This is a genomic window from Aquiflexum sp., from assembly GCF_041751335.1.
GTDB lineage: Bacteria > Bacteroidota > Bacteroidia > Cytophagales > Cyclobacteriaceae > Aquiflexum.
This window is the reverse complement of the sequence record NZ_JBGSXS010000010.1, coordinates 1-15,321: the sequence shown is the minus strand read 5'-3', so window position 1 is coordinate 15,321 and position 15,321 is coordinate 1. Positions and strand designations below refer to the sequence as shown.

General features: G+C 39.1%; 9 protein-coding genes. 7 read left to right on the top strand and 2 right to left on the bottom strand.

The genetic code is table 11. The annotated features are described in order from the left end of the window. Positions 1–51: 51 nt before the first annotated feature. Positions 52–807, top strand: a complete 756-nt coding sequence (locus ACEW8U_RS00260) for a DUF6733 family protein (protein ID WP_373520021.1) — start codon at positions 52–54, stop codon at positions 805–807. 57 nt (positions 808–864) lie between these two features. On the opposite strand, the gene ACEW8U_RS00255 is transcribed toward ACEW8U_RS00260, so the two are convergent. Beyond that, positions 865–1,665, bottom strand: a complete 801-nt coding sequence (locus ACEW8U_RS00255; RefSeq protein WP_373520020.1) for an MOSC domain-containing protein — start codon at positions 1,663–1,665, stop codon at positions 865–867. A 35-nt stretch (positions 1,666–1,700) separates the two neighbouring features. Then, on the bottom strand, positions 1,701–1,937 hold the full coding sequence (locus ACEW8U_RS00250; protein WP_373520019.1) for a hypothetical protein: 237 nt from the start codon (positions 1,935–1,937) through the stop codon (positions 1,701–1,703). Between the two features lie 529 nt (positions 1,938–2,466). On the opposite strand from ACEW8U_RS00250, the gene ACEW8U_RS00245 reads away from it, so the two are divergent. The 6 genes from ACEW8U_RS00245 (at position 2,467) to ACEW8U_RS00220 (ending at position 15,142) form a co-directional block, all read left to right on the top strand. After that, positions 2,467–5,451, top strand: a complete 2,985-nt coding sequence (locus ACEW8U_RS00245) for a SusC/RagA family TonB-linked outer membrane protein (RefSeq protein ID WP_373520018.1) — start codon at positions 2,467–2,469, stop codon at positions 5,449–5,451. Between the two features lie 18 nt (positions 5,452–5,469). Continuing rightward, positions 5,470–6,963 (top strand): RagB/SusD family nutrient uptake outer membrane protein, encoded by a 1,494-nt coding sequence (locus tag ACEW8U_RS00240; protein ID WP_373520017.1) that lies wholly within the window; start codon positions 5,470–5,472, stop codon positions 6,961–6,963. Between the two features lie 132 nt (positions 6,964–7,095). Further along, positions 7,096–10,392: a VCBS repeat-containing protein gene (locus tag ACEW8U_RS00235; protein WP_373520016.1), complete on the top strand. Its 3,297-nt coding sequence runs from the start codon at positions 7,096–7,098 to the stop codon at positions 10,390–10,392. Between the two features lie 118 nt (positions 10,393–10,510). Then, positions 10,511–11,095 (top strand): hypothetical protein, encoded by a 585-nt coding sequence (locus ACEW8U_RS00230; RefSeq protein WP_373520015.1) that lies wholly within the window; start codon positions 10,511–10,513, stop codon positions 11,093–11,095. Next, positions 11,085–14,408, top strand: coding sequence for a VCBS repeat-containing protein (locus ACEW8U_RS00225; protein ID WP_373520034.1), 3,324 nt, complete (start codon positions 11,085–11,087; stop codon positions 14,406–14,408). The genes ACEW8U_RS00230 and ACEW8U_RS00225 overlap by 11 nt, the downstream gene beginning before the upstream one ends. A gap of 506 nt (positions 14,409–14,914) precedes the next feature. Next, the gene (locus tag ACEW8U_RS00220; RefSeq protein WP_373520014.1) at positions 14,915–15,142 is read left to right on the top strand and encodes a hypothetical protein; all 228 of its coding nucleotides are present in this window, start codon (positions 14,915–14,917) and stop codon (positions 15,140–15,142) included. Positions 15,143–15,321 lie beyond the last annotated feature (179 nt).

Genomic DNA, 15,321 nt, shown 5'->3' with positions numbered 1-15,321 from the left:
TTTAAACTGGTTTAAAAACAAACCTATTTACTCACAAAACCTATTAAACCTATGAAAAACACATTCACAAAATTAGGGGCAACCCTAATGATGGTTGGACTGCTGAGCATTTCGACCTTAATTCAAGATGCCAAAGCTCAAGAGGAAAGCAAATTCAGTATGGATGCCACACTCAATTCGGATATTTTCTTTGGATTTTATCCATTCTTCCAAGGTGCCTATAGCATCAATGATAAAACTGATTTCACGTTTTACGGTATCCTGTGGTCAGGTGGAACTGGCAGTGGCTGGGGAAACTGGACTGAATTTGGAATTGGATTCAGTACCGAGGTTTCGGAAGGTATCTCAGTGACACCACAAATCGGATTGTTGAACGGAAATTTAACATCTGGTCTAGGAGTGCCTGTATTGGGAGAAGGTATTGTCCCCAACCTTACTGTAGGGATTGACAAAACAAGATTTGAAGGAGAGATTTATTTGGGATATTATTATGGATTGAACCATGGGAATGCCTCAACCCTTAACTTTTTGCATTACTGGGTAAATGGTGGGGTTAAATTGACGCCACTGTTTTCTGCAGGATTACACTTTGAACAATTACGTTTCACTGGTGGCAGCGAAACTGAACCGGATGCAGCTTATAACTACTACGTGGCATTGGGTCCATACATTCAGTTCGCAGATCCTAAGGGAGGTGCATTTACCAGATTCACAGCGGGCGGTGATTTAAGACCAGAAGAGATGGTTACAAAAAGTGAATGGAGACAACCATCATTCTTTAAATTAACAGTTGGCTATAGCTTCTAATAACATTGGCTATAGCTTCTAATAACAATAAAGTGGCCGGTTTATTTTCTGGCCACTTTACTTTTTATATGCTGAGATGTAATCTCCGATCTTTATTTTGTTTCCCTCCAATAGAGACATATTTTGTCCAAATAATACTTTTCCTTCAATTTCCCGATAAGTTGAAAGTGTTTTGAGAGGTTCCTTACTTTTCTTTCCGGTAGTTTGATCCACAGTAGTCATGACGCATCTAGCACAAGGTTTAGTGATTTTGAAAACAGCATCTCCAACTTTCACCTTGTCCCAATCATCTTCTTCAAAAGCGTGCCCTCCAGAAAGAACTAGGTTTGGCCTGAATCGGTCCATAGGCACGGGATTTTCGAGTCTGTTGTTCAGGTCATTCAATGAAGCCTGACCTATCAGTAAGTAGGGCATTCCATCAGCAAAACTGACAGATTCATTTTTGGCTGCATATTTTGAAGAAACTTTCCGCTCTGTGGACGTGGGCATGTGTACCAGATTGCAGCTAAAACCCAAAATATCAGAAAACCATTGGTTGATTTTTCGGTCTACAACTTGACCGATTACCTCATCATCCCAAATGCTTACTGGTATCATTTCTTGGCTCAAGGGTTCAAATGGGATTGTTATGTTTTCTTCTACATGGTTTTTGAGAAAAACTTCAATCTTATTGTTACTTAGGTTTGTTTGAATCATTGCCATTTTGGGGTGTTTTCTTTGGCTCAAGAAATCTCCCTGATTGTCAACCAGCATCCATCTTCTGTCATATTGAAGTCCTCTTTCTTCTAGATTTGCTTCCTCTACTCTTATTCCTCCCAATGATTTGATGGGATAAATGTAAATGTCCAGTAATTGCATTTATTGTGAGATGGTTTTCAAAAGTTAAATACGTGTTATCGCCACTCCTTAAACCTATCCGGGATTTCTGGAGTAAACAGCTTGGTAAAGATATACCTGATAGGGTTCTCTTGTTCAGTCTTTAATAGTTCAATAGGATTGGTAATAAAATAGCTGAGGTTTTTGTTCAATGAGTTGGGTGAAAGAATGGAAACCATCACAAAACAGATCAAAAAAATGACCGCCCATTTTATTCTGTCCCTAGCCAATCTTTTTTTCTTAAAAGTATCCATACAGCTAAGATACGAAACGAGTGCTTTTGGTTGCAAGGTTAAAAAGTTAATTTTTGATAATAAAGATAAAAATCAAAATAAAACATAAATAATACTATGTTGACTAAATAAGTTATTTCATTTATAAATTTTAAGATTTAAAATCCAGCAATAAATAATTATGACTCAGACTAGGGATTAGCTGTAGTCTAAATCCAAAGTTGAGTGATTGATTTTAATAATCGGGAATTTGCTAAAATCGAAAATATTGAAATAAAGTAGTAGTAAGGGGGTGCTGATTTTCACTTTTTTAATAAAATCCAAAAATTTTAACTATTCGAAAAGTTCAATCGTTTTCCATTGTTGAATCATTAATAAAACTTTGATTTTATTAATGATTGATGAAAAATAGTATAATTCTGTTAACAGAGGGTGTCCCAAAACAGATCAGTGGCAATTGTTAAAAATTGCAAAATTAAATTTAAACAATCAATTTAGATTTGAAATTAACTATATAAACCATTTTGTTTTTTTCAAAACAACAAATCTTATGAGAAATTATTTACTAAAAATGAAAGCTTTTTTGATGGTTGCAATGCTGATGGTTATCAGCATCGCAGCTGCCAATGCGCAAGGTCGGGAGGTAACAGGTACGATCCTCGATGCCACGCTTAAAGATCCACTTCCTGGAGTAACTGTTCTGATTAAAGGAACTACCAGAGGTACAAACACTGATCTTGATGGTCAATTCAGACTTAATGTTCAGCCAGGAGATGAGACCCTGGTAATTTCATTTGTGGGTTTCACCCCACAAGAGCTATCTATAGGAAATCAATCGGTTTTCAATATAGAATTAGAAGAAGACATCATGAGTCTTCAGGAATCAGTAGTGATTGGTTATGGTACTCAAGATAAAAAGGAAATTACCTCTGCGGTGGCTTCCGTTGGTTCTGAGCAATTTAACCGTGGTAACTTCACTAATCCAACCCAACTTTTGCAAGGTAAAGTTGCAGGTTTATCTGTAACCAGACCTGGAGGTAACCCCAATTCACAGCCCACTGTCAGGTTAAGAGGTATTTCTTCTTTTGGTGCTACCCAATCTCCATTGATCGTATTGGATGGTGTAATCGGAGCTTCTATAGATGCAGTCGATCCTAATGATATTGAGACTTTCGATGTGTTGAAAGATGCCTCTGCTGCTGCCATCTATGGTACTCGAGGTGCAGCAGGTGTAATCTTGATCACTACCAAAAGAGGTTCTTCAAGAAAAGGTGTTTCTAATGTTACAATCAATTCATTTGGTTCAGCTGACGTAGCTACCAACCTTATTCCTATTCTTTCCCCTGAGGAATTTGTTGAAAGAGGAGGTGTGGATTATGGATCAAGAACTGATTGGAGAGACGAAATTTTGCAGACAGCCTACAATGGTACTGTCAATGCTTCAGTAACCGGTGGATTTGAAAATACTTCTTATTTGGCTTCTGTCAACTATCGTAACAACGATGGTATCATCAGGGGAACAAATAGAGAGACCTTGAATACAAGATTCAATTTGAACCATGGTGCTTTGAACAATAGGTTGAGAATGAATCTCACTTTATCATATACTGATACAGAAGCTCAAGATGTCAACGGTGAGGCTGTAAGATATGCCACCGTTTTCAACCCTACTGCACCAATCAGAGAGTCTGGGGCTGAGGCTGAGAATAATTTTGGCGGGTATTTCCAAAGACCATTGTTTGATTTCTACAATCCAGTGGCATTGATCAACCAGCAAAAATTCACAACTGAAGTCAGAGCAGCACTTTATTCTTACAGAGTTGAATATGATCTTACAGATAAAATCACCATTGCATCGCAATTTTCTCAGGACAAATTAACTGTACTGAGTACCCAGTTTTTCTCCCGTCAGGATTTTCAGACTGGATTTGGCCGAAATGGTCAGGCTGGACAAAATATGTTTGACAGGACTCAATCTATCTGGAACGGAACGATCAGGTTTGAAGATGAGATATTCGATAGGATGAATTTCACTTTCTTATTGGGAGGTGAAACACAAACCTTTGCAGAAAGAGGAATGAACGCATCCACAACAAGATTTCTTTTTGACTTAGGTCCTAACAATCTTGGCGCCGGTGGACTTAGATTTGGTCCTGGAACAGGGATGGATTCTTTTGCTTCCAGAGCAGTATTGAATTCCTTTTTTGGAAGAGCAAATTTCAACTACAGCAATACTTACTTCCTATCCGCTTCCTTAAGGGCTGAAACCTACTCAGGCTTTGGTAGGGAAAATCAAACAGGTTATTTCCCTGCGATTAGTGCAGGTGCTGACTTTACTCAGATTTTTGATATGGGTATCTTTAGTCAGTTCAAGCCTAGAGCATCATTTGGTGTAGTGGGTCAATTGCCACCTTCACCAACTTTGGCATTGGGTATATTTGGAAACGGAAACAGAATTCCATTAGATCCGACTAATCCTATTGGGTCAGTATTTGTTGGTCCAAGAAGATTAAGTAATCCTAACCCCCAATTGCAATGGGAAACCACCCAGGAATTCACTGTTGGTTTAGATTATGCCTTATTCAATGGCAAAGTCACCGGTCAGATGGATTATTACCAAAGGAATATTTCTGATCTGATTTTCAACGTCACTGTAGGACGAGGATTCCCAAGTGCAGTTGAACCAGGAAGACCTTATACTGCAGATAATGTTTGGGCCAATGTTGCCTCCCTTTCGAGTGCTGGTTTTGAATTTTTGGCTACTGTCAATGATGTCAAATTAGGGCCTGTTTCTTGGACTCCAACTTTGAACTTTACCATTTATAAGAGAACCCGAATTTCGGATCTAGGAGCAGGAAGTCTAAGCATAGGTGAAATCCGACAAGGTGTGCCAGGTTCACCAGGTCAGAATGACAACCCAATGATATGGAATAGAGAGGGAGAGAGAATCGGTGATTTCTATGGCCCAAGATTACTTGGGTTGACTGATGGCGGAGAATATATCCTTTCCGGTGAAACACCGGGAGAATTTGAAAGATTGGGAAGTGCCTTGCCAACTGGAGATTTTGGGTTTTCCAACACCTTTGTGTATGGCAATTGGGACTTGAACCTCTTGTTGAGAGGTAGCTGGGGTCATATGATCTACAACTCATTCAGAGGTTTCTATGAAAACGCTGATGGAGCATCTCTTACATGGAATTCTGTGTTGACGAAAAACACTCCGACCTCGCCGCTTGTTACATCTACACCTTCGTTCTCTGACCTGTATTTGGAAAAAGGTGATTTTGTAAGATTAGACAATCTTCAGATTGGTTACAATATTCCAACAGGATCTGCGAGTGTAAATAACCTTAGGGTCTATGGTGGTGTACAAAATTTGTTTACCTTAACCCAATTCTCCGGTGTCGATCCTGAAGTAAGGTGGGAAGATGGGACAGGAAATGATGCCAATCCTTTAGCCCCAGGTATTGAAAGAAGGAATACTTATTTCTTACCAAGAATCTGGACAATGGGATTAACATTAAACTTTAAATAACATAAACTCAAATTATATATGTTACGATCAATTAAATCATTATGTGTTGGAGGCCTAGTCGCTTTGACGATGGGGTCATGCTGGGAACTGGAGCAAGATGTTCTTTCGGGTATTACCCAAGAACAATTGGATGCCAATGTTACTCCTGAACTGATAGAAGTATTGAAACAATCTGCTTACAGTGCGGTTGTGGGCAATTGGGGAGGTCATGGTGGTCTCTACAGTGCAATAGAAGTATCTTCAGATGAATTGTCTATACCACAAAAAGGGGCTGACTGGGAAGATGGAGGTACATGGCTAAGAGCACACCGACACGCTTGGATCATTACTGATGGTCCGTACAATGGTGCTTGGCAATATGCTTTCGGTGTTGTAGCAGAGGCTAATCTTTTAATCATTCAATTTCCTGATCTTGAGGAATTAGTTGCTGAATTAAAGATTTTGAGAGCTTTAGGTTATTTGTGGCTAATCGATAACTTTGGAAATGTTCCAATAGTGGTAGAGACAGATGTAGCTCCCAACCCACCTACAAATAGCAGGGCCGAGGTTTTCGCTTTCATTGAAAGTAGTATCCTTGAAAATGCAGCTCTTTTGACCAGAAATAATACAAGAACTAATTTGAATTATTGGACTGCCCATATGATTCTTGCCAAATTGTATCTTAATGCCGAGGTATATATTGGACAGCCAAGATGGGCTGAAGCGAAAGCTGCCCTTGATGTGATCATCAATGAGGGACCTTACAGCTTAGCTCCTAACTTCTTTGCAAATTTTGCAAACAGTAATGCCAATTCACCTGAGAACATGTTTACCCTTCCTTACGATGCGAATAACGCAGGCGGGTTTAACATTCATCAGATGACATTCCATTACAGTACTCAGCAGACTTTTGAATTGCAGGAGCAGCCATGGAACGGTTATGCTGCTTTGGAAGAGTTTTATAACAGCTATGAAGACGTTGATGTCAGAAAGAATAGTTTGAGGGAGGGTCCTCAGTTCCGTTCTGATGGAGTTACTCCGATTATTGATGCTTCAGCAGAAGCCAATGATCCTGATGGTCCTGAAATTAACTTTACTCCAAATATCAACGAATTGGCTCCAAACGCTTTCAGACAGGCAGGTACAAGGGTAAATAAATTTGAAATTCCTTTGGGTGCAGGTCCTGATCTTAACAATGACTTTCCGATTTTCAGATATGCTGATGTGCTTTTGATGAGAGCTGAAGCTAGCTGGAGATTAGGTGAAACTGCTGAAGCCTTGAGCTTTGTAAATCAGGTACGTGAAAGAGCGAATGTTGATCCTCTTACCATTATCAATGCAGATGTATTGTTGGCAGAAAGAGGAAGAGAATTATTTGCTGAGGGACATAGAAGATCTGATTTGATCAGATTCGGAAGGTATAATGATGCGTGGTGGGAGAAAAATGCTTCTGCACCTTTCAGAAACCTTTTCCCAGTACCTGAAGCACAACTTTTGGCCAATCCAAATTTGACTCAAAATCCTGGTTATTAATCATATAATTTTAAAAATAATCAATAAGGAAGTGCACATTGTGCACTTCTTTTTAATTTAATACCCTTCTGTTCTGTCAAATTGTTAATATTACAATTCAATCCAAAGTAACTCAGAAATCTACCTAAAAATTTGAAACGCGATTATATTGCTTTTGTCATTCTATGTTTGATGATGTTCGCCTGTTCTAGAAATCCACAGGAAGACAAAAAACTTTTTGAGCTAATGGACAAGGCCTGGACAGGTATTGATTTCCGGAATGACTTGAAGTATAATGAGCAGTTCAATCCTTATACTTTCCGAAACTTTTACAATGGAGCAGGAGTAGCCCTAGGGGACATCAATAATGATGGTCTAGTGGATATTTTTCTTGCAGGCAATCAAACAGAAAATATACTTTATCTAAACAAAGGAAATTTCCAGTTCGAGGATATTACAGAAAAAGCCGGTTTAGCAGTCCCCGGAATTTGGTCTACAGGTGTGAGTATGGCAGATGTTAATGGAGACGGCCTGTTGGATATCTATATCTGTAAATCGGGACCCTTGGGAGGTACGCAGAGGTACAATGAGCTTTTTATCAATAATGGTGACCTGACTTTTACCGAAAAGGCCAAAGACTTTGGGATCGCAGATGAAGGCTTGTCTCAACATGCAGTCTTTTTTGATTTTGATAAGGATGGTGACCTCGACATGTATTTGCTCAATAATTCTGCAAGATCGGTTGGAATCAATGACCTGAGGACAGGCCAAAGGGATGTCAGAGACCCATTTGGAGGAAACAAACTTTATCGAAATGACAATGGAAAATTTATGGATATCAGCGAAGCCGCCGGTATATATGGTTCTGCGATCGGATATGGCTTGGGTGTTACTGTTGCAGATGTCAATAATGATGGTTGGCCGGATTTGTATGTATCGAATGATTTTTTCGAAAAAGATTATCTCTATATCAATAATGGAGATGGCACCTTCACTGAATCACTGGAGAACATGATGACTGAAATCAGCATGGGTTCTATGGGGGCCGATATTGCTGATCTGGATAACAATGGATGGCAGGATATTTTTGTTACAGAGATGTTGCCTGCCACCTTGGACAGGGTTAAGACCAAAACTCCTTTTGAAGAATGGGATAAATATCAGGCAAATATCAATGCCGGATATTTCCATCAATTTACAAGGAATACATTACAAAGGAATCTTGGATTTCAGGCAGGATCTGATCAGGTTCATTTTGTAGATGTTGCCCGGCAGGCCGGAGTTCATGCCACCGACTGGAGTTGGGGGGCATTGATATTCGATACAGACAATGATGGGCTAAAAGACATTTTTGTGGCCAATGGAATCGTAAAGGATTTGACAGATTTTGACTATGTTGATTATTATGTCAACAATCAGAACCTGATAGCCCAATTCCGTAAGGACAGCGTTCTACTGACCAAAATGATCGATGAATTTCCCTCTGTACCCCAACGGAATTTTCTATTTAAAAATCTGGGTGATTTTCAGTTTGAAAATATAGCATCTCAAATGGGTATGGAACAGTTGACTTTCTCTACCGGTGCTGCTTATGGCGATTTAGATAATGACGGGGACTTGGACCTAGTTGTAAACAACCTGAACGGGGAGGTTTCCATATTTAAAAATAATAGCCGTGAAATCAATGGATACCATTTTTTGCAGTTTGATCTGAAAGGGCAGTTTGGGACTCAGGTCACCTTGCATGCAGGTGATAAACTGTTTTTTGCTGAACACAATCCTGTTAAAGGTTATATGTCCTCGGTGGACCATCGGTTACATTTTGGTTTGGGGGAGATCAGTAAGTTGGATTCTATTTTGGTATTATGGCCAAGTGGAAAAATGACAAAACTTCAGGATGTGGATGTGGATCAGCTACTTCATCTTGATCCCGTTTCAGCTGATTTGGAATGGAAAAGGGAAGAGCATGACGCAAAACAATATTTCACTGAGCTTCAAGATTTGATTTCATGGAAACATGAGGAAAGTGATTTTGTGGATTTTGACAGGGATAGGCTGCGTTTTCACATGGCTTCCAACGAGGGGCCTGTGGTTGAGGTGGGTGATGTAAACGGTGATGGTTTGGATGACCTGTTTTTACCTGGAGCTAGGGGTCAAGCTTCTTCTGTTTGGACGCAAAGAATAGATGGTACATTTCAAAAGTCCCAATTTTTTGATGGCGAACAGTTGTCTGAAGATATTGGAGGTTTATTTTTTGATGCCGATGGAGATGGGGATTTAGATTTATATGTACTGAGTGGCAGTCTTGAGTTTGGCAATAAAAACACGAACTATCAGGACAGACTATACCTCAATGATGGAAAAGGGAATCTCACAAAATCAGAAAATAAAATCCCGGTTCGGTTCGAAAGCTCTTCTTTTGTCCGGGATTTTGACCATAACGGTGATGGTAAATTAGACTTGTTGGTTGGGACTAGGACGATTCCTTTTGCTTATGGAATACCCTCAGATGTTCGGATTTTTGAAAATCAGGGAGATGCGGTTTTTGTAGACAAAACATTCCAACTAGCTCCTGACTTCAAAGAGTTGGGAATGACTAGAGATGCTTGGATAGGTGATCTTGATGGGGACGGGAGGAAAGAGATTGTGCTATTGGGGGATTGGATGGGTATCAAAGTTTTTAAAAATTTAGAAGGTAAATATTCAGATGTTTCTGCTTCATTTGGATTTGAAAATACGGGTGGACTTTGGAATACACTTCATGTCAGAGATATCAATGGCGATGGATTTCCGGATATATTTGCAGGAAACATGGGGTTAAATACCCGATTGTCTGCCACTGACAAAAAACCACTTCAACTACATATCAATGATTTTGATCAGAATGGGAGCATTGAGCAGATTATGACCATTTATGAGGGGAATCATCCTTATCCGTTTGCTTTGAAACCTGCACTTCTCAAACAATTGCCCGGATTGAGAAAACAGTTGTTGACTTATGATGATTATAAGGATAAAAAGCTATCGGATTTATTTCCGGATGAAATACTGAAAAGAAATCTGATTTTGGACGTACATACTTTGGAAACCAGTCTGTATATCAATCAGGGAAATGGTACCTTTACCAAGTCTCAATTGCCTGTAGAAATCCAGCACAGTCCGATTTATGCTATTCATTCATTCGAAGATGAATCAGGAAACTTACATTTATTGTTTGGAGGAAATCAAAGTAAAATGAAGCCTGAAATTGGGATCAATTTGGGTAGTTTTGGTTGGCATTTGGTATCCCAAGGCAATGAGAAGTTTGATGTAATCCCGGCAAAGGAATCAGGTTTTTTTGTCAGAGGGGAAATCAGAAGTATCAAAAATGTAAAGACAATTAAAAGAAATCGAATCGTGGTAGGGAGAAATAATCTTAAACCTCTGTTATTTGGATTCAATGAAAGATAATGAGGCTAATTTTAAAATGAGTTATTCAATTTAAAATAGATTTATAATGCTTTCTGGCTTTGACTTACCCTTTCACTCCAACCTCGATTGTTATCGGGACTAAAATCTAAAATTGAAAATGCTTAGAATACTATATTTTATATTATCCCTCAGTATGGTAGCGGCTTGTCAGCCAAAAACGGAATATGACAAAGTGAAAGAAACGGAATTGGCTTCAGGAAAGGTATTTGAAGACCTTTTTCTGGATATTAGGTTTGGTATGGATAGAAAGACCTTTTATGGGACCTGTTGGGAGCATAATAAAAATGGAATTTTGACTAATGGAGCTCATCATTTACAGATTTTGTACAATCCTGAATTATCTTCTGGGAAAAAAGTGAATATGCATTTTTATCCAAAATTTGAAGAAGACAGACTCTATTATATGCCAATTGAGTTGACTTATACAGATTGGTTTCCAACAAATGATGCCTACTCCAACGATAACCTCATGGATGATACTTTGGGAATGTTAGAGAATTGGTTTGGTGAAGGATTTTTTCCAGTCAGCAACAAAACCAAAACAGTAAACGCTCAGGTCAAAATAGATGGTAACAGGCATATCCGGGTATTCAAGAAAGATGTTAAAACAGTTAGGGTTGAAATACTTGATTTAAGGATCAAAGACCTAAAAGAAATGATCAAACAAAATGATGAAGCTTAACATAAGGTTATTGATAATTCTTCTCGGAACAGTTTTGTTGATATCATGTCAACAAAAAGAAGCACCAAAGAAGGAAACTTTATTTCAGATAGTCCCATCTTCCGAATCAGGTGTGACTTTCAGAAATGACCTGCAGTTTGATGAAAGCTTCAATATTTTCACCTATAGAAATTACTATAATGGTGGTGGCGTAGCATTGGGGGATGTCAATAATGACGGGCTTTTGGATATTTATCTGACTGCTAACCTTGGACAAAACAAGCTATATATTAATGAAGGTGATTTCAAGTTCAGAGATGTAACAGAAGAGGCTGGAGTCGCGGGAACCCGTGCATGGAGTACAGGAGTGGCCATGGCAGATGTCAATGGTGATGGACTGTTGGATATATATGTGTGCAATTCCGGAGATATCCAAGGTGACAACAAGCAGAATGAACTTTTTATCAACAATGGTGATGGTACTTTTACCGAAATGGCAGAAGTCTATGGCCTAGCCGATGAAGGATATTCCACACACGCTGTTTTCTTTGATTTTGACAATGACGGGGATTTGGATGTGTACCTGCTAAATAACAGTTACCAAGCCATTGGCAGCTTCAACAAAATGCAGAATGAAAGGCCGAAAAGAGACCCTGTAGGAGGCGATAAGTTTTTCAGAAATGATGGTGACAAGTTTACCGATATTTCTGAGGAAGCCGGAATTTATGGAAGTGTAATCGGCTTTGGTCTTGGGATTACGGTAGGTGATGTCAATCAGGACGGTTGGATGGATATTTTTATTTCCAATGATTTCTTCGAAAGGGATTACTTATATATCAATAATCAGGACGGAACATTTACCGAAAGCCTGACTGATTACATGAAATCAACGTCTGCTGCATCCATGGGGGCGGATATCGCAGACATCAACAACAATGGTCACTTGGATATTTTTGTCACCGAAATGCTTCCTGAGCCATCAGAAAGGCTCAAACAGATCACGACTTTTGAAAGTTGGGACAAGTTTCAGTTCAATGTGGAACATGGATACCATTATCAGTATACCCGCAACATGCTTCATGTCAACAATGGCGACGGGACATTCAGCGATATGGGCCGCTTGGCTAATGTGGAAGCAACAGACTGGAGTTGGGCGGCTTTGATGTTTGATATGGACAATGATGGTCTGAAAGATCTTTTTGTGGCTAATGGTATATACCAGGACCTTACTGATTTGGATTACCTCAATTTCATTGATAATGATGAGACCAAAAAGAAGATTATTTCCCAAAGTGGGGTCAACTATAAAGCATTGATAGACCCAATGCCCATCAATCCGGTTTCTAATTATGCTTTTAAAAACAAAGGAGATTTGGTGTTTGAAAACGTGGTCCACGAATGGGGAATGGGAGACCCCATACATTCCAATGGTTCCGCTTACGGAGACCTCAACAATGACGGGGCTTTGGACCTTGTTGTCAACAATGTCAACAATGAGGTGCTGATTTTTAAAAATAGGAGTAGGGAATTTTTCCCAGAAAACCGTTACTTAAAGATCAAATTGATAGGCAAGGGGAACAATACTTCTGCTATAGGTACACAAGTGAGATTGTTGGAAGGCGATAAGATTTTCTATCAAGAAAATATGCCCAATCGGGGATTTCAGTCCTCTGTCGATTCCAGACTCAACTTCGGATTGGGGAATATTGAAAAAATCGATCAAGTGCAGGTAAGGTGGCCTGACGGTCGGTTAAGCATTCTTACAGATGTTCTACCGGATCAGATGTTAACTTTGAATTGGGCCGAGGCAGGTGAAGCCTCTATAGATTTTGACTTTTTTCCAGCATTACCTGCACCTGCTTTTACCAAAATCAAACCTCTGTTACAATACAGTCATCAGGAAAATACCATGGTTGATTTTGACCGGGACAGACTGACTTACCACATGCTGTCAACAGAAGGGCCTAAAGCAGCTTTAGGGGATGTAAATGGGGATGGTTTGGAAGATGTATATATCGGAGGGGCCAAAGGTTTTGCAGGGCAATTATTTATTAAGAATAGAAACGGCAATTATCAGGCTTCCTCCCAAACTGTTTTTGAAGCCGATCGTATTTCTGAAGACACCGATGCGGTGTTTTTTGATGCGAATGGCGATGGTCATTTGGATCTATTTGTCACTTCGGGAGGAAATGAATCCGGCTTTGGTGCTTTGGACTTGGCAGATAGACTCTATTTCAACGATGGCACAGGTAAATTCACCAAGGCCCAGAATTCAGGTTTAGCAAGTTTCCGGAACAGTACATCAGTGGTGAAAATATTGGATATCAACAGTGACGGAGCATTGGATATTTTTGTGGGTTCCAGAGTGATTCCATTTTTATATGGTGTAAATGCAAACAGTTTCATTTTGATCAATGACGGCCAAGGAAACTTTACAGATGGTACTTCCCAATATGCCCCGGATTTAAAGGAAATCGGATTGGTGACGGATGCAGCTGTGGTGGATTATGATGGAGATGGTAAAGAAGACCTTGTTTTGGTAGGGGAATGGATGGCTCCGACCTTTCTCAGAAATAAAGGTGGAAAGCTAGAGAAGATAGCTATGCCTGAGATGGAAGACATTAAAGGATGGTATCAGTCTATTGCTATTGGTGATTTTAATGGGGACGGGAAACCCGATTTTGTATTGGGAAATCATGGTTTGAATACGAGGTTTAAAGCATCATTGCAAAAGCCCGTCAAGATGTTTGTCAATGATTTTGATCAAAATGGTTCGGTTGAACATGTCTTTGTACAAAAAGTAGGAGATAAGCATGTTCCTTTCACTTTGAAACATCAATTGGAAGCACAGCTTCCCTCGATCAAAAAGCGGTATCTGAAATACAGTACCTATAACAACCAAACTATGGAGGATATCTTTAGTCCTACAGAACTTGAAAAGGCGGTTGTTCAAGAAGTAAACAATTTGGCTTCAACTGTCCTGCTTAATGAAGGCAATGGAAGGTTTAATCCTATCGAATTACCAAGAATGTCCCAAAGGTCATGGATGTATAGTATTGTAATTACGGACCTCAATGGAGATGGTATAGAAGACCTGATTATAGGCGGTAATCTCAAAGGAGCAAAGCCTGAAGTAGGGCAATATGATGGATCCTATGGTGAGGTGCTTTTGGGAAAAGGAGATGGTACATTTGAATACTGGCACAACAGAGACCATGGTTTAAAATTGCAAGGTGATATCAGGGACCTTCATGTCATTGATAGAGATGGGCAAAAGATTCTGATGGTAGTCAAAAATGGAGAGAATGTGGAGTTTTGGGAGATAAAGAAATGAAGAGTTTTCCCGCAAAGGCGCAAAGACGCAAAGCTGAGTTAAATAAAAAACAATTTTCTGATATAATTCTAGTTTAAGGCCTGAAAGGCCCTGATATCTTAGCAATGGGCATCGCCCGTTGCTAGGAGTAGAAATCATTAGTGCATTCTCCCGGGCCTGAAGGGAACGGATATTTGGAAATGTGTGGTCAAGCTTTAATGATTACCTCAGCCTTTCAGGCCTGATACATTTGTAATTGATTTACCATTATTCTTTCGTAGGGCTTTGCCCAACTCTGGGATATCACGCCCTTTCAGGGCGGCCTTTGCATGGAACCCAAATTGAAGGTATATTTGTTTGACAACTATAAATGCTATCCCAATTAAAGTCATTAGGCAAAATTCAAAAGGAAGCAAAGAATTTCAATACATTGTTGATGGGGTAGATCAAGAAATGCTTTGATTGAAAAAATTCAAAGCTCAGGAAAAGAAATACTTACTGAAATAACCAGGGATAAATAGTAGACAATGATGAAAACAATTTCAGGTACATATTATAACGGAGAATTAAAATTGGATAAACCTTTAAAGACAAAAAATCCCGTAAGGGTTAAATTGGTCTTTGAAGAAGATTTACCTGAAAAGGATGTTTTGAAAATATCCGATTTTTCATTTTTAGAAATGCAGGAGATGTTAAAAGACTGCAAATCATCATTATCGGAAGAATTGGTGAACGAGAGACGCTTGGATTTATGAATTTATTTTTTGATACATCATCATTGTTTTCTGTGTTAGATGTTAAAGGAAATCTAGATTATTTCGTTTGTCCAGATAAAACCCTTAATCGAATTTACAGCTTAGAAGGTATTGAAGTTATATAGTATGAAATTTAAAACTTTACATACCATTCCTTTTCCAAAAAAACTTTATTTTGA